Consider the following 17,774-nt stretch of genomic DNA (forward strand, 5'->3'; position numbering starts at 1 on the left):
TGGCAGAAGTCCGCGTCCGGCGTCCATAGTTGGCGAACGTCGTGCGTCTGAACTGTCTTTCCCGGACCACTGGGGGTAACCCGTCCATGTCGAGACTTTCCGAGCCGTCCCGCAGGACCGTCCTGACCGCAGCCGTCGCCACCGCCGCCGCGGCGGCCGGCGCGGCCGCCGTCCCGGCCGCCGCCGCACCACCGGTCGGGACCAAGGCCCCCGCGCGCCCGGCGCGCGCACCGGAGCGCCTCGTCGACCACCACGGCTGGACGTCGTACGCCGACTGGTGCGGCGGCACCTCCGAGGGCACCCGCGCGCAGGCCGGGAAGCGGCCGGGGCTGGTGATCGGCACCCCGGTCGGCACCACCGACTACACCGACCCGCACACCGGCCGCACGGCCACCTGGGAGTACGCCACCTGGACCTCGCCCGTGCACCGGCTCGCCGTGCCCGCCACCGAGGTCATCCCCTCCTGGAACGCCCGCACCCCGGCCGGCACCTGGATCCAGATCGAGCTCCGGGGCACCTACTCCGACGGCACCGACACCCCCTGGTACGTGATGGGCCGTTGGGCGTCGGGCGACAAGGACATCCGGCGGACCTCCCTCGACGGGCAGAAGGACGGCCGGAGCAGCGTCTGGACGGACACCTTCGCGATCGACGACCCGGCCACGGGGCTGCGTCTCGCCGCGTACCGGCTGCGGCTGACGCTCCACCGCACCCCCGGCACGCGCCTCACCCCCACGGTCTGGCGGGTCGGCGCGATGGGCTCCGACGTCCCCGACCGCTTCACCGTCCCGGCCTCCACCCCCGGCCTCGCACGCGAACTGGACGTCCCCCGCTACTCCCAGGAGACCCACAAGGGCCAGTACCCGGAGTACGACAACGGCGGCGAGGCCTGGTGCAGCCCCACCTCCTCCCAGATGATCATCGAGTACTGGGGGCGGAAGCCCAGCACCGAGGACCTGTCCTGGGTCAACCCGGAGTTCACGGACCCGCAGGTGTGCCACGCCGCCCGGTTCACCTACGACTACGCGTACGAGGGCTGCGGCAACTGGCCCTTCAACGCCGCCTACGCCGCCACCTACCGGGACCTCCAGGGCGTGGTGACCCGGCTGGGCTCGCTCACCGACCTGGAGAAGCTGATCGCGGCGGGCATCCCGGTGATCACCTCCCAGTCGTTCCTCGCCACCGAGCTGACCGGGGCGGGCTACGGCACGGCCGGCCACCTGATGACGGTGATCGGCTTCACCGCCGACGGGGACGTCGTCGCCAACGACCCGAACTCCCCGACCAACGAGGCGGTGCGCCGCGTCTACCTGCGGCGCGAGTGGGAGAACATCTGGCTGCGGACCAAGCGGTACAACGCCTCCGGCAAGGTTGTCTCCGGCACCGGCGGCGTCTGCTACCTCTACTTCCCGGCGCGGCCCACCGCCCGCCAGCGCGCGGCACTCACGGCGGTCGGGGTGCGTGTGTGACCAAGGTCTCGGCCGCGACCGCCGCGACCGGTGGCAAGGTGGACGCACGGTAGGGGGGAAGTCCACCGCACGTCGATCACACCCAGCGAGCTGCCATGACCGCGACCTCTGCCACCGCCGACGTCCGCGCCCGCACGGGCGGCCCCGAGGACGACGGCCCCGAGATCGTCGAACACATCATGGGGTGGATCCTCGTCGTGGTCGTCGCGATGCTGGTGGTTCAGCTGGGTCTGCTGTGACCCGCCCCCCTGCCGATCCCGAGGCCTGATCCACCGCCCGATCCTGTCGATCAGAGTCGAACAAGCTGGTGGTGCGGGTCTGCCATACTGCGGGTTGTCCCGCTGGCAGTTGGAGACCAGGACCGAAATTGAATAGCAGTCAACAGCGTGGGATCGAACGTCCGCGGGCCCGGGGCACCGACCGATCCCTAGCGCGCCGCGCCGAACTCATCTCCATCGGGCGCAGGTTGTTCGCGGACACGTCCTACGACACGCTGTCGATGGACGACATCGCCAAGCAGGCGCATGTGGCCAAGGGACTGATCTACTACTACTTCAAGTCCAAGCGCGGCTACTACCTCGCGATCGTCGAGGACTCGGTGGCCGACCTGATCACGCATGCGGCCAGTGGCCTCCGACTGCCCCCGGTGGAGCGGGTGCAGCGCACCATCGACTGCTATCTGCGCTACGCCCAGGACAACCAGGCCGCCTACCGCACGATCGTCAGCGGTGGCGTCGGCTTCGACACCCAGGTGCACGCCATCCGGGACGGCGTCCGCGAGGCCATCGTCACCACCATCGCCGAGGGCGCCTACGGCAGGAGCGACATAGCCCCGGTGGTCCGCATGGGCCTGTTCGGCTGGGTCTGCGGGGTCGAGGGCGCCACCCTCGACTGGATCGACCGCCCGGGGCTGGACCGCGACACCATGCGCGAGCTGCTGGTCAAGATGCTGGGCGGGGCACTGCGCGCCATCGAGGAGATCGACCCGTCGTACGCGGCCCCGGCGCCGGCCCGCCGCGAGGGCTGACCGTTCGGATCACCGGGGAGGGGGCGGAGGCCCGCCGGCGGCCCTCCGCCCCAAGTGCCGTGCCTCCGGCGTCAGCTGATCGCCCTGATCAGCTCGCCGTCCGGGGTGTCACCGCTGAGCTCCCAGAAGAAGGTGCCGCCGAGGCCCTGCGCCTTCCTGTACTTCATCTTCCCCTTGACCGTCGCCGGGGTGTCGTAGCTCCACCACTCGTCCCCGCACTTGGCGTAGGCGGTGCCGCCCACCCTGCCGTTCGCCGGGCACCGGGTCCTGAGCACCTTGTAGTCCTCGTAACCGGCCTCGTACGTCCCCGGGGCGGGGCCGGTGGCGGTGCCGCCGGGCGCCGATGCGGTGACCCCCGTCCAGCCCCGCCCGTAGAAGCCGAGGCCGAGCAGCAGCTTGGAGGACGGGATGCCGAGCCTCTTGAGCTTCGCGATGGTCGACGCGGTGTTGAAGACCGGGTTCGCGATGCCGGGGTACGGATACAGCGGCGAGTGCGGGGCGGTGGTCGCGTCCCAGGCGCCGAAGTAGTCGTACGTCATCGGGTTGTACCAGTCGACGTACTTCGCGGCGCCCGCGTAGTCGGCCGCGTCGATCCTGCCGCCCTTCGAGGCGTCGGCCGTGATCGCGGCGGTGACCAGCTCCTTCTTGCCGAATCGCTTGCGCAGTGCCGCCATCAGCTCCTCGAAGGACTCCCTGCCGCTGGTGTCGCAGGTGAGACCGCAGGCGTTGGGGTACTCCCAGTCGATGTCGATGCCGTCGAAGATGTCCTTCCAGCGGGAGTTCTCGACGAGGTCGTAGCAGGAGTTCGCGAAGGCCTCGGGGTTCTTCGCCGCCTCGCCGAAGCCGCCGGACCAGCTCCAGCCGCCGAACGACCAGATGATCTTCAGCTTCGGGTGCAGCTTCTTGAGCTTGCGGAGCTGGTTGAAGCTGCCGCTCAACGGCTGGTCGGCGGTGTCGGCGACGCCGTCCACGGACTCCTCCGCGGTGAACGGCTTGTCGGCGTCCGCCCAGGGGTCGCCGAGCGCGCACTTGCCGTCGACGACGTTGCCGAAGGCGTAGTTGATGTGGGTGAGCCGGTCCGCCGAACCGGACGTCTCGATGTTCTTGACGTAGTACTGGCGGCCGTATACGCCCCAGTCGATGAAGTAGCCGACGACCTTGGAGCCGGGGGCCGCCTGCGGTGCGGCCGTATCGGCCGCCGTCTCGCCGGCGGACGCGGGGCCCGCGCCGGCCAGGAGCCCCGCGCCGAGGGCGGCGCAACACGCGGTGGCGAGCAGCGCCCGGGAGCGGGTGCGGGGGTGGGACGGTCGGAGCATGGGGTCTCCTCGTGAGGGAGCGGGGAGGGAGCGGGGGAGGAAAGCCGACCTGCTGGTGGCGCGCCGGGGCGCCGCCTCGCGCGGCTCGGGCCCGCCGATTGGCGTGGACGCGATGGCGCGTTGCCGGAACACTAGAAGGACTAGACCAATTGGTCAATGGTTTGGACCAATTGGCTTAGACGAGAGCCGCTCCCGGCCTTTGTTCTAATTAGCGGTCGTTAACTGGTGACTCGATGCCGCTGATCGGGCATACTCCAAGCGCCACAGCCGCTGACCAGCACACTTCCGAGATCCGGAGGGGCAGCATCGGCCGCGGCCCGTAAGACCCGGCGGGGCCGCCCCATCCCTGGTGTGCGCCGCCGCAGTGCCCGACAGGGAGGAGAGCGTCGCCATGCCCGACCGCGCCCCGCAGCCGGTGGACCGTCAACTGCCCACGGAAGAGGCCCGGGATCTGATCTCGCTCGTCCGTGAGATCGCGCAGCGGGAGATCGCCCCGTACGCGGCCGAGGAGGAGGACGCCGGTCGCTTCCCTCGCGGACTCTTCGGCCTGCTCTCGGAGTCGGGACTGCTCGGCCTGCCGTACGACTCCGAGCACGGCGGTGGCGACCAGCCGTACGAGGTCTATCTGCAGGTCCTGGAGGAGCTCGCCGCGGCCCGCCTCACCGTCGGTCTCGGCGTGAGCGTCCACTCCCTCGCCTGTCACGCCCTCGCCGCCTACGGCACCAAGGAGCAGCAGGTCGAGCACCTCCCGGCGATGCTCGGCGGCGGCCTGCTCGGCGCCTACTGCCTCTCCGAGCCCTCGTCGGGTTCGGACGCCGCGTCCTTGCGGACGAAGGCGGTGCGGGACGGCGACGACTGGGTGATCACCGGCACCAAGGCCTGGATCACGCACGGCGGGATCGCCGACTTCTACACGGTCATGGCCCGTACGGGCGGCGAGGGCTCACGCGGCATCACGGCCTTCCTGGTGCCCGGCGACGCCGAGGGGCTGAGCGGGGCGGCGCCCGAGAAGAAGATGGGCATGAAGGGCTCGCCCACCGCGCAGGTCCACTTCGACGGGGTGCGCGTCCCCGACAGCCGGCGCCTCGGCGAGGAGGGCCAGGGCTTCGCGATCGCCCTGTCCGCGCTGGACTCCGGGCGGCTCGGCATCGCGGCGTGCGCGATCGGTGTGGCCCAGGCGGCACTGGACGAGGCGGTCGCCTACGCGACGTCCCGCCGGCAGTTCGGGCGCCCGATCGCGGACTTCCAGGGGCTGCGCTTCATGCTCGCCGACATGGCGACCCGGATAGAGGCGGGCCGCGCGCTGTACCTCTCCGCAGCCCGGCTGCGGGACGCGGGCCGGCCGTTCTCCAAGCAGGCGGCCATGGCGAAGCTGCTGTGCACCGACAACGCGATGCAGGTGACCACGGACGCCGTGCAGATCCTCGGTGGATACGGCTACACGGCCGACTTCCCGGCCGAACGCTATATGCGCGAGGCCAAGGTGCTGCAGATCGTCGAGGGCACCAATCAGATCCAGCGCATGGTCATCGCCCGCCACCTCGCGGGTCCCGAGTCACGCTGAACGAATTGACGAAGTCGACGGGGGAGCCGTCGAAGGGCCCGTGGAAGCCGAGCGCCGAGCTGCCGAACGAGCTGCTCGTGGCGAACGGGTCCCCGGCGGCACCGAACTGACCGAGGCCGCTCGGCGGCTTCGTCAGCCGCACCCACTCCGGGTCGTGACGCCCCGGCAGGGTGCGGCCCCCGTCGGCCCACGTCCGCATCAGGGCCCGGTAGATGGGCGGATCCTGCGAGGAGGCCGCCCCCTGGGGAACCGATTCTGCCGGGGCCGGGACGAAGATGTGGTGGCGACGTCCGGCCACCGAGTACGTAGAGGTCATACCGGGTCAACGCGACGACCGGCGCGCCGGTCACCGCTCAGGTGAGTCGTGCCTGCGTTCGCCACTGCCCCGGTCGGCGTGGCGTGCGCCCCCCTGCTCCGGACGCACCGGACCCGCACCAGGGCGGCCTGGCGGACGCCATGGCGCGGGCGACCACGACAGAAGGTCTCAGGGGCGGTCACGACGGCGGGCGGCCGCGGACGCGGAGGGCCGACGGCCCCGTGGATCAGGCGGCCTGGCGCCGTGTCATCGGCACACGCATCGGGCGCGATCCCGGGCCGCCGACGTGCGAGAAGGGCTGTGTCCGCCAGTCGAGCCCCTGCGGGAGCGTCAACAGAAGGGCGGTGTCCTGCTCCTGCGGCTCGACCGACTCGTCCGCCGACCGGGCGTCGGTGGCCGCACGGCCCGTACCGGCGCAGACCGTGAGCCCGAACGGGTTCCACGGCGACACGACCTGCGCGTGCTCCGGCAGGGCGTCCTCGTCGGACAGCAGGGCGATGGGCTGAGCGCAGTCCGGGCAGATGACCCGGTACATCTCGAAGGTGTCGTACGCGTCGAACTCGTCGTCCGGTTCGACACCCTCCGGCTCGGGCTCGATGACCGACTGGAGGCGCTTGGGCGCGGTACGACCAGGGCGCTTAAGACTCTGCATGGGATTCTCCCCCTCGGGCTGGGCCGTTCGGGCACTGCGGCCTCGACCACAGCAAGCACTTCCCGTCCCGTGTTGGCGGTAATCACGAGATCATCACGAAGCCTGTTCGGATGCTGTGGCCTTCGTCACATGCCGCTCGCAGATGCCCCGCCCACCGGCCCGATCGCCCCGACGGCCCGAGGCGGGCCCCCGGTCACATCACGAACCGGTCATGACCTGCGCCGCTGAGTATCCGAGGAGATCAACCGCCCTGTAGGTTCTTGCGCCATGGAGGAGCTGGACCGACAGATCGTGCAGCTGCTCGTCGCGGACGGGCGGATGAGCTACACCGACCTGGGCAAGGCCACGGGCCTGTCCACGTCGGCCGTGCATCAGCGCGTGCGCCGACTCGAGCAGCGCGGTGTCATCCGGGGCTATGCCGCGGTCGTGGACCCGGAGGCCGTCGGGCTGCCCATGACCGCGTTCATCTCGGTGAAACCGTTCGACCCCAGCGCCCCCGACGACATCGCGGAACGCCTCGCCGGCGTGCCCGAGATCGAGGCGTGCCACAGCGTCGCCGGCGACGAGAACTACATCCTGAAGGTCCGCGTCGCCACCCCCCACGAGCTGGAGGAGCTGCTGGCCCGGCTGCGGACCCTCGCGGGCGTCTCCACCCGCACGACGGTGGTGCTGTCCACCCCCTACGAGGCCAGGCCGCCCAGAATCTGACCCCGGGGGGCGGTGACCGCCGCCCCAGGCCCAGGTGTGGCCGCGCCGGCGGCAGGCGCGAGACTGTCCCCCATGAGTGAACGCACCGCCTCGTCGGACACCGTGTTGCTGCGCGGAGGAGAGGTCCACAGCCCCGCCGACCCGTTCGCCACCGCGATGGTCGTCGAACACGGACAGATCGCCTGGGTCGGCTCCGAGGGCGCCGCCGACGCCTTCGCCGAGGGTGTCGACGAGGTGATCGACCTCGAAGGCGCCCTGGTCACCCCGGCGTTCACCGACGCCCATGTGCACACCACCTCCACCGGTCTCGCGCTCACCGGACTCGACCTCTCGGCCGCCCCCTCCCTGGAGGCCGCACTCGTTCTCGTCCGGGAATTCGCCGCAGCCCGCCCGGCCGACCGCGTGCTGCTGGGCCACGGCTGGGACGCCGCCCGCTGGCCGGGCGGCCGTCCCCCGACCCGCGCCGAACTCGACGAGGCCACCGGCGGACGCCCGCTGTACCTGAGCCGTATCGACGTCCACTCGGCGGTCGCCACCACGGCCCTGCTCGATCTCGTCCCGGGCGCCGACCGCTTCGACGACGGCCCGCTCACCCGCGACGCCCACCACGCCGTACGGGCCACCGCCCTCGGCGCCATCACCCCCGCCCAGCGCACCGAGGCCCAGCGCGCGGCCCTCGCCCGTGCCGCCTCCCTCGGCATCGGCTCGGTCCACGAGTGCGCGGGCCCGGAGATCTCCTCCGAGGACGACTTCACGGGGTTGCTGCGGCTCGCCGCCGAGGAGCCGGGCCCCCGGGTCGTCGGCTACTGGGCCGAGCGGGACGTCGCCAAGGCGCAGGCGCTCGGGGCCGTCGGCGCCGCGGGCGACCTCTTCGTCGACGGTGCCCTCGGCTCGCACACGGCGTGCCTGCACGAGCCGTATGCCGACGCCCCGCACACCGGCACCGCGTACCTCGACGCGGACGCCGTCGCCGCCCATGTGGTCGCGTGCACCGAGGCGGGCCTCCAGGCGGGCTTCCACGCCATCGGAGACGCCGCCGTGACCGCCGTGGTCGACGGAGTCCGGGCGGCCGCCCAGAAGGTCGGTCTGCCCCGGGTGCGGGCCGCCCGCCACCGCGTCGAGCACGCGGAGATGCTCACCCCGGACGCGGTCGCCGCCTTCGCCGAACTCGGCCTCACCGCCTCCGTGCAGCCCGCCTTCGACGCGCTGTGGGGCGGTGAGGAGGGCATGTACGCCCAGCGCCTGGGCGCCGAGCGCGCCCGTGCCCTCAACCCGTTCGCGGCCCTCCTGCGGGCCGGGGTGCCGCTCGCCTTCGGCTCCGACAGCCCGGTCACCCCCCTGGACCCCTGGGGCACGGTCCGCGCGGCGGCCTTCCACCGCACGCCGGAGCACCGTGTGTCCGTGCGCGCGGCGTTCACGGCCCACACGCGGGGTGGCTGGCGGGCCGTCGGACGGGACGACGCGGGCGTCCTCGTCCCGGGCGCCCCCGCCGACTACGCGGTCTGGCGCACCGGCGAGCTGGTCGTCCAGGCCCCCGACGACCGGGTCGCCCGCTGGTCCACCGACCCCCGTTCCGGCACCCCCGGCCTGCCCGATCTCAGCCCCGGCACCGACCTGCCCGTCTGTCTGCGGACCGTCGTGGCCGGACGCACGGTCTTCGTACGGCCGGGCGAGTGATCTCCACGGCGGGCGGGGAGGGGTGAGGGCCCGCCCCGCCGCCGTGCGACCTGCGCCTCCTCCGCGCTCACCAGGCCACATACGGTGAACCCGCAGGTCAGACGGATTTGACAGTGGGCGGCGGGAGGCCGATAGGTTCGGCCGGGTCCACCACCGGACGTCCGACCGAGGAGCTTTCGCGCGGTCGTCGAAGCGCCGCTGGGTCAGGGATGGTGCGCCGTACCGGCGTACCACCGCTGGCAGCCAGGCCCAGGGTTCGCGCTCGGCGAGGGAACGTTCCGGTCGGGTAGGTGCGACCCGGGTGGGGCCCGGCAGCTCAGTAGACAACGGCTTTCGGTCGACCCGCAGCCAGCGGGTCCCAGGTCGGCCCGAAGGGCACCGGGCCCCCATCCGCCGCGGCGGACGGCACCGCGTTCTGGCCCGGCGTACACGCCCCCCGGGGCGTGCTCCCGCACACCCCCTGTCGAATCGACATCCCTCTGGACAGGAGGCGACACTCCGGCGCAGGCCGTGGCCACTATGGTGGACCCCTGCGTACGGACTTGAAGGGGCAGCAGTGAACGACGGCGACGGGACCCTCGCGGCAGCAGGCCAGGAGAGGCGCTTCGGCCCGCTCGGCACGGCCTTGGTGATCATTCCGACCTACAACGAGGCGGAGAACATCAAGACCGTGGTCGGCCGGGTGCGCAAGGCTGTTCCGGAGGCGCACGTCCTGGTGGCCGACGACAACAGCCCCGACGGCACCGGCAAGCTCGCCGACGAACTGGCCGCCGAGGACGACCAGGTCCAGGTGCTGCACCGCAAGGGCAAGGAAGGGCTCGGCGCCGCGTACCTCGCGGGCTTCCGCTGGGGCATGGAGCACGGCTACGGCGTCCTGATCGAGATGGACGCGGACGGTTCGCACCAGCCCGAGGAACTGCCCCGGCTGCTGACCGCGCTCAAGGGCGCCGACCTCGTCCTCGGGTCCCGGTGGGTGCCGGGCGGGCGCGTGGTGAACTGGCCCAAGTCCCGCGAGTTCATCTCCCGCGGCGGCAGCCTCTACTCCCGGGTCCTGCTCGATGTCCCCGTCCGCGACGTGACCGGCGGCTACCGCGCGTTCCGCCGGGAGACCCTCGAAGGGCTCGGCCTCGACGAGGTCGCCTCCCAGGGCTACTGCTTCCAGGTCGACCTCGCCCGCCGGGCGATCAAGGCCGGCTACCACGTCGTCGAGGTGCCGATCACCTTCGTCGAGCGCGAGCTGGGCGACTCCAAGATGAGCCGGGACATCCTCGTCGAGGCGCTGTGGCGGGTCACCGCCTGGGGCGTGGGCGAACGGGTCGGCAAGGTCCTCGGCCGCGACAGCAGGAGCGCGGACGCGGACGGGAAGGGCTGATCGTTCCCTTATCCCGTCCTGAGACGGCGGCAGGCACACTGGGGGCATGACGACTGGCGCTTCGACCCCGACGTACCCCGCCCGGCCTCGGCGCTCCCGGCTGCGCACGTTCCTGCCCCTGGGGATCGCCGCGTGGCTGGTGCTGGAGATCTGGCTGCTCACAGTGGTCGCGGGCGCGGCCGGTGGGCTCGCGGTGATCGTGCTGCTGGTCGCCGGGTTCCTCGCCGGGTCCGCGGTGGTCAAGCGGGCCGGGCGGCGGGCGTTCCGGTCGCTGACCGAGACACTGCAACAGCAGCAGGCCGGCGGCGTGGCGTCGGGGGTCGAGGCCGGCAAGAACGAGGGCAACGGCTTCCTGATGCTGGGCGGCCTGCTGCTGATGCTGCCGGGCATCGTCTCGGACGTGGTCGGGCTGGTGCTGTTGGTGCCGCCGGTGCAGAAGGCGCTGGGGCGGTACACGGAGCGCACCTTCGAACGGAAGCTGCGGGAGGCGGGAGCCGGGGGGCTCGGGGACGCGTACACCCAGGCGCGGATCCACCGGCCCGACGGCAAGGTCGTCCCGGGCGAGGTCATCAGGGACGGGGCGCCGGGCGGCGCCGACGAGCCGAGGGACGCGCGACCGCCGCTGGGGTACTGAGGGGTTCGGCAGCAATCCGCTCAGGGAGACACGAAGACCGCGGGCGCCGTACGTGATGTACGGCGCCCGCGGTCTTCGTCGCTCTGGGTCTGCCGCCCAGCCCCCGCAGGGGCTACGCGGACTTGCGGCTGTCTCGGGGATGGACAGCGATGTTCATCGCGCCGGAGCGGAGAACGGCCAGGCGCTCCTCGAGGACCTCTTCGAGTTCCTCACGGGTGCGCCGCTCCATCAGCATGTCCCAATGCGTACGCGCGGGCTTGGCCTTCTTCTCCTCGGGGCCGTCGCCGTCCACGAGGAGTGCCTGGGCCCCACAGACCTTGCACTCCCACTCCGGCGGGATCTCCGCCTCCACCGAGAAGGGCATCTCGAAGCGGTGCCCCTTCTCGCATGCGTACTCCACGGCCTGGCGCGGAGCCAAGTCGATGCCGCGGTCCGTCTCGTAGCTGGTCACCACGAGGCGCGTGCCGCGAAGAGCTCGCTCACTCATGAATCGTGCCTCCCGGGCTTGTCGCCCACAGGACAGGTGTCGCTGTCGTCGTCATCCGGTCAACGTCCGGTCGGCGGTAAAGATTCCCGTCCCGTGTCCCGTTCCGGGTCATGCGTCGCCGTCGTAGCCGCCCTTGTTGTACCCACCGGCGCCCGGTTTGTCACATCTGGCAGCAGATGTCACCCAGCGTTTCGGCATCTTTGACGCGCAGTAACGGTACGCCTGGCAGGCCAAACGCGTACACTACAGCCCTTTCGCTCCCGGTGCTAAATCCTCTCGGGAACGGGATTGCCCGCGTCGCCGATCGCCCGGCGCACCGGAACCCTCGCGAGCAGGGCGAATCCGAGCACGAAGAAGAGGACCAGCGAGATGATCGCGTCCCGATAACTTCCGGTCAGCTGGTAGGTGAGACCGAACAGCAGCGGGCCGAGCCAGCTCATCCCGCGGTCGCTCATCTCGTACGCCGAGAAGTACTCGGCCTCCTTGCCGGGCGGGACGAGGTGGGAGAAGAGGGAGCGGGACAGGGCCTGGCTGCCGCCGAGGACCAGACCGATGCCGCCGGCCAGGACGAAGAACCAGACGGGTGCCCCCGCCGGGAGGAAGTAGCCGACGGAGAGGATCAGCGTCCAGGCGACCAGCGAGCCGAGGATCGTCCGCTTGGCGCCGTGGCGGCGGGCCAGCCGGCCCATGCCGAGGGCGCCGCACACCGCGAGCACCTGCACCAGCAGTACCGCCACGATCAGCGTGGACTGGCCGAGGCCGAGCTCCTCGGAGCCGTAGACCGATGCCTGGGAGATCACCGTCTGGATGCCGTCGTTGTAGATCAGGTACGCCAGGAGGAAGGCGAGCGTCAGGGGGTGGCGGCGCATGTCCCGGACGGTCGCCGCCAGCTGGCGCAGCCCCGGTGCGGTGGCCTCCCCGGTGGCCGCGACCGGTGTGCGGCGGTCCCGCAGCCGACGCAGCGGGATCAGGGCGAAGGCGCCCCACCACAGGCCCGCGGAGGCCAGACAGACGCGGACGGCCATGCCCTCCGAGAGACCGAAGCTGTCGTGCGAGGTGAAGAGAATCAGGTTCGCGACGAGGACCAGGGAGCCCGACGCGTAGCCGAAGGCCCAGCCCCGGGAGGAGACGGCGTCGCGTTCCTCGGGCGGCGCGATCTGGGGGAGGTAGGAGTTGTAGAGCATCATCGCGACGGACTGCGCCGCGTTCGCCACGACGAGGAGCACGCCGCCGAGGAGATAGCGGTCGCCGTCCAGGAAGAACATGCCGGCCGTCGCGGTGGCGCCCACGTAGGCGGCCGCCGCCAGGAGGGGCTTCTTGCGGCCGGTGCGGTCGGCGGCGGCACCCACCAGCGGCATGACCACCACGGCGACGATCACCGACAGGGACACCGAGTAGGCGAAGAACGAGCCCGCCCGGACGGGGATGCCCAGCGGGTGGACGTAACCGTCCGGGTCGGCGGCGGACTTGGCGACCTCGGTCAGATAGGGGCCGAGGAACACGGTCAGGACGCTGGTCGAGTAGACGGAACAGGCCCAGTCGTAGAAGTACCAGCCGCGTTGTTCGCGTCGCCGGTCCGCGGCCTCGTCGGCCTCGTCCGTCCGCACGGTGTCGCTGCCCACCCGTGCCCCCTCGCTTCCCCGGGAAGGGCCGCGCGGTGGCCTCAGACCCAGATCCCCCGGTCTTCGAGCACCTTGCGCAGCGTGTCGATGTGATCGGTCATGATGCCATCGACGCCGAGGTCGAGGAGACGGTGCATACGTTGCGGTTCGTTCACGGTCCACACGTGGACCTGGAGCCCGCGGGCATGGGCGGCCCGCACGAAACGGTGGTCGACGACCGGCACCCCCGACTGGGCCTCCGGTACCTGCGCGGCGATCGCCGAGTGGCGCAGCGGGGCGGGGATACCCCATGAGCGCAGCCGCAGCCCGAGGACGCCGCCGGTGCCGTACGAGGTGGCCAGGCGGGGGCCGGCAAGGCGCTGGGCCCGGGCGACGCGCGGCTCGGAGAAGGAGCCGACGCAGACGCGGTCCCAGGTGTCGGTGCGGGCGATCAGGTTGAGCAGGGGGTGGAGCGCCGACTCCGCCTTGACGTCCACGTTCCAGCGGGCGTCGGGGAAAGTCTCCAGGAGTTCCTCGAAGAGGGGGACCGGTTCGACGCCCGCCACGCGCGCGTGCCCCACCTCCTTCCACGGCAGGTCCGCTATCCGGCCCGCCCCGTCGGTCACCCGGTCCAGGGTCGCGTCGTGGAAGGCGACGAGCTTGCCGTCGAGCGTGGCGTGCACGTCGGTCTCCAGGTACCGGTAGCCCGACTCCACCGCCCGCCGGAACTGGGCCGTGGTGTTCTCCAGTCCGTCCGCCGCCCCGCCCCGGTGGGCGAAGGCGATCGGGCCCGGATGGTCGAGGTACGGATGGCGTATCAGGGCGGTCACCCGGGAAGTATCGCCCGCTCCGATGGACCCGTGGCAACGACCGTGCTGCCGGATGCCGAGGGAACGGCGAACACGCGCAGGAACAGCTGGGCGAGCGGGCCGATGGAGACGGCGTACAGGAGGGTGCCGACGCCGACCGTGCCGCCGAGGACGAAGCCGGTCGCGACCACCGTCAGTTCGATGCCCGTGCGGACGAGACGGATCGACAGGCCGGTCACCCGGTTCAGGCCGGTCATCAGGCCGTCGCGGGGGCCCGGGCCGAAGCGGGCGGCGATGTAGAGGCCGGTCGCGGCGCCGTTCAGGACGATCGCGACGACCATCAGGGCGATGCGGGCCGCCCAGGTGCGGGCGTCGGGGGCCAGGGCGAGCGTCGCGTCCATGGCCGCGCCGATCACCAGGACGTTGGAGACGGTGCCGAGGCCCGGCCGCTGGCGCAGCGGGATCCACAGGAGCAGGATCGAGGCGCCCACGATGGTGAGGACGATCCCCATGGACAGGCCGGTCCGTTCGGAGAGTCCCTGGTGGAGCACGTTCCAGGGCTCCAGCCCGAGGCCCGACCGGACGAGGAGCGCCGAGCTCAGGCCGTAGAGGGTGAGACCGACATAGAGCTGAAGCAGGCGCCGCGTGAAATGCCCGTGTGCGGACACGAGAGGTCCCCCTTGTTGGTGGTAGTGGCCTGTCGCATGTCACCCTGTGGCTTGAGGAGTGAAGTGCTCCATGGCCAATTCGGGGAAGGTGGACTGGAAACGTGTCTCAGTGGACTTCCGCGGTCGGGGCCGCGCAGCTCGCTCGCATGCTCAACTCCCAGCAGGACCGACCCAGTGGGCCGGGCAGCAAGCGTCCGCCCGCCTATCGCGCCCTCGCCGACGGCGTCCGGCTGCTGGTCCTCGAAGGGCGCGTGCCGGTGGCGGCCCGGCTGCCCGCCGAGCGGGAGCTGGCGCTCGCGCTCTCCGTCTCCCGTACGACCGTCGCGGCGGCCTACGAGGCGCTGCGCACGGAGGGGTTCCTGGAGTCCCGGCGCGGGGCGGGCAGCTGGACCGCCGTACCGGCCGGGAAGCCGCTGCCGGCGCGCGGCCTGGAGCCGCTGCCCCCGGAGGCGCTCGGCTCGATGATCGACCTGGGGTGCGCGGCGCTGCCCGCGCCAGAGCCCTGGCTGACCCGGGCCGTGCAGGGCGCCCTGGAGGAGCTCCCGCCGTACGCGCACACGCACGGCGACTATCCGGCCGGGCTGCCCGCGCTCCGCTCGATGCTCGCCGACCGTTACACCGCGCGCGGCATCCCCACGATGCCCGAACAGATCATGGTGACCACGGGGGCCATGGGCGCCATGGACGCCATCTGCCACCTCTTCGCGGGGCGCGGTGAACGGATCGCCGTGGAGTCGCCCTCGTACGCCAACATCCTGCAGCTGATGCGGGAGGCCGGCGCCCGCCTGGTGCCGGTCGCGATGGCCGAGGGACTCGCCGGGTGGGACATGGACCGCTGGCGGCAGGTGCTGCGGGAGGCGGCGCCGCGCCTCGCGTACGTCGTCGCCGACTTCCACAACCCGACCGGGGCGCTCGCCGACGAGGACCGCCGACGGGGGCTCGTCGACGCGGCCAGGGCCGCCGGCACGGTGCTGGTCGTGGACGAGACCATGGCCGAGCTGTACCTCGACGAGGGGGTGGAGATGCCCCGGCCGGTCTGCGCGTTCGATCCGGCGGGGTCCACGGTGATCACGGTCGGGTCGGCCAGCAAGGCGTTCTGGGCGGGCATGCGGATCGGGTGGGTGCGGGCCGCGCCCGAGGTGATCCGCAGCCTGGTCGCCGCGCGGGCGTACGCGGACCTGGGGACGCCGGTGCTGGAGCAGCTGGCCGTGAACTGGCTGATGGGTTCCGGCGGCTGGGAGCAGGCCGTCGGGATGCGGCGGGAGCAGGCCCGGGAGAACCGGGACGCGCTCGTCGCCGCCGTGCGCAGGGAGCTGCCGGACTGGGAGTTCACCGAGCCGCGGGGCGGGCTGACCCTGTGGGTCCGCACGGGGGGTCTGTCCGGGTCGCGGCTCGCGGAAGTGGGGGAGCGGGTCGGCGTCCGGGTGCCGTCCGGGCCGCGGTTCGGGGTCGACGGGGCGTTCGAGGGGTACGTGCGGCTGCCGTTCACCGTGGGCGGGGCGGTCGCGGAGGAGGCGGCGACCCGCTTGGCCGCGGCGGCGCGGCTGGTGCGGAGCGGGGCGTCCGGGGGGAACGAGGGGCCGCGGACGTTTGTGGCGTGAGGGTGCGGTCGGAGGTGGGGTGCCGGGGTCCGCTGGGTGGCTGGGCGGGCTTGGTTCCGCGGCTCGGCGGTGACGAGGTGCCGCTGCGCCCACCCGTGCCGCCCCAGCGGCACGACCGCCCGCGGCTGTGTGGCGGGCGGCAGCCGGGCATGGCGGCCGACGGCTGGGTATGGCTGGCATGGCGGGCGGCGGCTGGGGATCGGCGGCGAGGGCGCCTCTGCCGTAGCAGCCGCACGACCGCCCGCGGCTGGGCAGCCGGCCCGTGCCTGGCGTGGTCCGTGCGGGGGTCAGTTGTCGGCTGCCGCCAGGTCCTTCATCTCGTCCGCCGGGGTCGTGTGCGGTGGGAGGAGGGCCAGGACTGAATCCCGGTGTGGCTCGGGGGCGTCGGGGTCGTTGGGGTCGGGGGTGGCGGGGACCTGGAGGCGCAGGACGGGGGCGGTGCCCAGGCGGGCGTAGCCGCGGCCCGCGGGGACGTCGGGGGTCGGGGTCGTGGGGGGTGGTGCCCCCAGGACGGACTGGAGCTGCTCGGCGGTGGCGGGGCCGAGGACCACGCGGGCGCGGGTGTGACGCAGCACCGCCTCGCCGAGGGCGTCCAGGTGGTCGAACTGCTCGGCCACGACGACCGTGACGTTCGCGGCCCGGCCGTGGCGCAGGGGGACCTGGAGGAGGGACTGCGGGTCGCGTCCCCCGTCGGCCGCCGCCAGATGCGCCAGGACGGTCGGGCGGTCGAGCAGCAGCCAGAGGGGGCGCTTGGTGTCCTCCGGGGCCGGATGCCCCGCCTGACGGGCGCGGTTCGTGGCGATCAGTCGGCGTTCCGTCTCCTGGGACGCCCACTCCAGACTCGCCAGTGCCCCGGAGAGCCCGCTCTCCACGGCGAGGACGCCGTCCCGGCCGGTCAGGCACGCGTGGTCGCCGCTGCCTGCGCCGTCGACGATGACGACGTCGCCGTGCTGCAACGCCTGGAGGGCGATGGAACGCAGCAGCGTGGTCGTACCGCTGCCCGGTTCGCCCACGGCCAGCAGATGGGGTTCGGTGGAGCGGGCGCCGGTGCGCCAGACGACCGGCGGTACGTCGCGCCGCTCCTCCCCGAAGGAGAGGGGGAGCGTGCGCTGCACCTGCGCCGGGTCGGTGAAGCCGAGGACCGTCTCGCCCGGAGCCGTCACGAAGCGCTGGGCGGCGATGTCGGTGGCGAGCGGGGGCAGGACGCTGACGGACAGGGTGTTGCCCTCCTCGTCCCAGTCGAAGCGGTACTCGCGGCCGCGGCCTGCCTTGGCGTGCAGCAGGTGTTCGACGCGCGCCCGGGAGTCGGGCTCGCCGTCGGCGAAGTACGCCGGGTAGTGGATCAGCAGATGGCTGATCCGCCCGGTGCCGTCGAACGCGTAGGTGGGGAAGGCCTTGTCCCAGGCACCGCCGTGCGCGTAGAGCGGCTCGGGGTCCTCGGCGGCCGAGAAACAGGGGACCAGGGCCTCGTAGAGGGAACGCAGACGCTGGGTCTGGGACTCGTCGGGGCCGGTGGGTTCGGGGTTCGCGCCGTCGCGGCCCGCCCAGGCTGCCGCCGCCATCAGGGCGATGACGGCGAGCAGCGCTCCGTACGGCACGAGGGTCACCACCAGGACCACCGAGGCGGCGAGGAACAGCAGTGACCCGCGCCGGTCCGCCGGTGTCTCCACCCATCTGCGCCGGCCGGCCGCCGCCAGCCGGCGCAGTCCCCGGGTGATCGTGATCAGCGGATGGAGGACGTCGGTGGCGCCGTCGGCCGCCGTCCGGGCCAGCTCCCGGCTCTTGGCGAGATGCGCGCCGCCATTGCTCAGAATGCGGGGGAGGGTGACCCGGGCCACGGCTGTCTCCTGGAGGTGCGTACGGATGGGGACGG

The 17,774-nt window shown here is 72.4% G+C and carries 17 protein-coding genes; 9 read left to right on the plus strand and 8 right to left on the minus strand.

Features of this window, described 5'->3' with window-relative positions; translation table 11 throughout:
- The first annotated feature begins 86 nt into the window (after nt 1-86).
- The 3 genes from ACZ4Z3_RS24935 to ACZ4Z3_RS24945 all read left to right on the plus strand — a co-directional run bounded on the left by ACZ4Z3_RS24935 (nt 87) and on the right by ACZ4Z3_RS24945 (nt 2,496).
- On the plus strand, nt 87-1,469 hold the full coding sequence (locus ACZ4Z3_RS24935) for a peptidase C39 family protein (protein WP_468503061.1): 1,383 nt from the start codon (nt 87-89) through the stop codon (nt 1,467-1,469).
- Nucleotides 1,470-1,564: 95 nt separating this feature from the next.
- Complete coding sequence (locus tag ACZ4Z3_RS24940) at nt 1,565-1,708, plus strand: SCO1431 family membrane protein (RefSeq protein ID WP_468503062.1); 144 nt, start codon at nt 1,565-1,567, stop codon at nt 1,706-1,708.
- A gap of 128 nt (nt 1,709-1,836) precedes the next feature.
- Nucleotides 1,837-2,496, plus strand: a complete 660-nt coding sequence (locus tag ACZ4Z3_RS24945) for a TetR/AcrR family transcriptional regulator (RefSeq protein ID WP_468503063.1) — start codon at nt 1,837-1,839, stop codon at nt 2,494-2,496.
- A 71-nt stretch (nt 2,497-2,567) separates the two neighbouring features.
- On the opposite strand, the gene ACZ4Z3_RS24950 is transcribed toward ACZ4Z3_RS24945, so the two are convergent.
- Nucleotides 2,568-3,812, minus strand: a complete 1,245-nt coding sequence (locus ACZ4Z3_RS24950; RefSeq protein WP_468503064.1) for a glycoside hydrolase family 18 protein — start codon at nt 3,810-3,812, stop codon at nt 2,568-2,570.
- Nucleotides 3,813-4,203: 391 nt separating this feature from the next.
- Here ACZ4Z3_RS24950 and ACZ4Z3_RS24955 point away from each other — a divergent pair, with 391 nt between their 5' ends.
- A complete protein-coding gene (locus tag ACZ4Z3_RS24955; RefSeq protein WP_468503065.1) occupies nt 4,204-5,376 on the plus strand; it encodes an acyl-CoA dehydrogenase family protein in 1,173 nt (390 codons plus the stop codon).
- On the opposite strand, the gene ACZ4Z3_RS24960 is transcribed toward ACZ4Z3_RS24955, so the two are convergent.
- Together ACZ4Z3_RS24960 and ACZ4Z3_RS24965 are read right to left on the minus strand one after the other, a co-directional pair.
- On the minus strand, nt 5,339-5,692 hold the full coding sequence (locus ACZ4Z3_RS24960) for a hypothetical protein (RefSeq protein WP_468503066.1): 354 nt from the start codon (nt 5,690-5,692) through the stop codon (nt 5,339-5,341). The two genes, ACZ4Z3_RS24955 and ACZ4Z3_RS24960, sit on opposite strands and share 38 nt — an antisense overlap.
- Before the next feature lie 226 nt (nt 5,693-5,918).
- On the minus strand, nt 5,919-6,344 hold the full coding sequence (locus tag ACZ4Z3_RS24965) for a hypothetical protein (protein ID WP_055542148.1): 426 nt from the start codon (nt 6,342-6,344) through the stop codon (nt 5,919-5,921).
- A 267-nt stretch (nt 6,345-6,611) separates the two neighbouring features.
- Between ACZ4Z3_RS24965 and ACZ4Z3_RS24970 the strand changes: the two genes are divergently transcribed.
- The 4 genes from ACZ4Z3_RS24970 to fxsA all read left to right on the plus strand — a co-directional run bounded on the left by ACZ4Z3_RS24970 (nt 6,612) and on the right by fxsA (nt 10,735).
- Nucleotides 6,612-7,052 (plus strand): Lrp/AsnC family transcriptional regulator, encoded by a 441-nt coding sequence (locus ACZ4Z3_RS24970; protein ID WP_451290219.1) that lies wholly within the window; start codon nt 6,612-6,614, stop codon nt 7,050-7,052.
- Nucleotides 7,053-7,124: 72 nt separating this feature from the next.
- Nucleotides 7,125-8,729, plus strand: a complete 1,605-nt coding sequence (locus ACZ4Z3_RS24975) for an amidohydrolase (RefSeq protein ID WP_468503067.1) — start codon at nt 7,125-7,127, stop codon at nt 8,727-8,729.
- A gap of 556 nt (nt 8,730-9,285) precedes the next feature.
- Nucleotides 9,286-10,101 carry a polyprenol monophosphomannose synthase gene (locus tag ACZ4Z3_RS24980; RefSeq protein ID WP_468503068.1) on the plus strand — a complete coding sequence of 272 codons (816 nt, stop codon included), beginning with the start codon at nt 9,286-9,288 and terminating at the stop codon, nt 10,099-10,101.
- A gap of 46 nt (nt 10,102-10,147) precedes the next feature.
- Nucleotides 10,148-10,735, plus strand: a complete 588-nt coding sequence (gene fxsA, locus ACZ4Z3_RS24985; RefSeq protein WP_468503069.1) for an FxsA family membrane protein — start codon at nt 10,148-10,150, stop codon at nt 10,733-10,735.
- A gap of 112 nt (nt 10,736-10,847) precedes the next feature.
- Here fxsA and ACZ4Z3_RS24990 read toward each other — a convergent pair whose 3' ends face one another.
- The 4 genes from ACZ4Z3_RS24990 to yczE form a co-directional block, all read right to left on the minus strand.
- The gene (locus ACZ4Z3_RS24990) at nt 10,848-11,222 is read right to left on the minus strand and encodes an RNA polymerase-binding protein RbpA (protein ID WP_003977404.1); all 375 of its coding nucleotides are present in this window, start codon (nt 11,220-11,222) and stop codon (nt 10,848-10,850) included.
- A 266-nt stretch (nt 11,223-11,488) separates the two neighbouring features.
- Nucleotides 11,489-12,844 (minus strand): MFS transporter, encoded by a 1,356-nt coding sequence (locus ACZ4Z3_RS24995; RefSeq protein ID WP_468503070.1) that lies wholly within the window; start codon nt 12,842-12,844, stop codon nt 11,489-11,491.
- A gap of 41 nt (nt 12,845-12,885) precedes the next feature.
- On the minus strand, nt 12,886-13,653 hold the full coding sequence (locus tag ACZ4Z3_RS25000) for a glycerophosphodiester phosphodiesterase (RefSeq protein WP_468503071.1): 768 nt from the start codon (nt 13,651-13,653) through the stop codon (nt 12,886-12,888).
- Nucleotides 13,650-14,300 carry a membrane protein YczE gene (yczE, locus tag ACZ4Z3_RS25005; RefSeq protein WP_468503072.1) on the minus strand — a complete coding sequence of 217 codons (651 nt, stop codon included), beginning with the start codon at nt 14,298-14,300 and terminating at the stop codon, nt 13,650-13,652. The genes ACZ4Z3_RS25000 and yczE overlap by 4 nt, the downstream gene beginning before the upstream one ends.
- A 101-nt stretch (nt 14,301-14,401) precedes the next feature.
- Here yczE and ACZ4Z3_RS25010 point away from each other — a divergent pair, with 101 nt between their 5' ends.
- Nucleotides 14,402-15,901, plus strand: a complete 1,500-nt coding sequence (locus tag ACZ4Z3_RS25010) for an SCO1417 family PLP biosynthesis transcription factor (RefSeq protein ID WP_099965430.1) — start codon at nt 14,402-14,404, stop codon at nt 15,899-15,901.
- A gap of 287 nt (nt 15,902-16,188) precedes the next feature.
- Here the strand turns inward: ACZ4Z3_RS25010 and ACZ4Z3_RS25015 are convergent, their stop codons facing one another.
- The gene (locus ACZ4Z3_RS25015) at nt 16,189-17,739 is read right to left on the minus strand and encodes a hypothetical protein (protein ID WP_468503073.1); all 1,551 of its coding nucleotides are present in this window, start codon (nt 17,737-17,739) and stop codon (nt 16,189-16,191) included.
- Nucleotides 17,740-17,774 lie beyond the last annotated feature (35 nt).

This window comes from Streptomyces sp. NPDC030296, assembly GCF_055572815.1.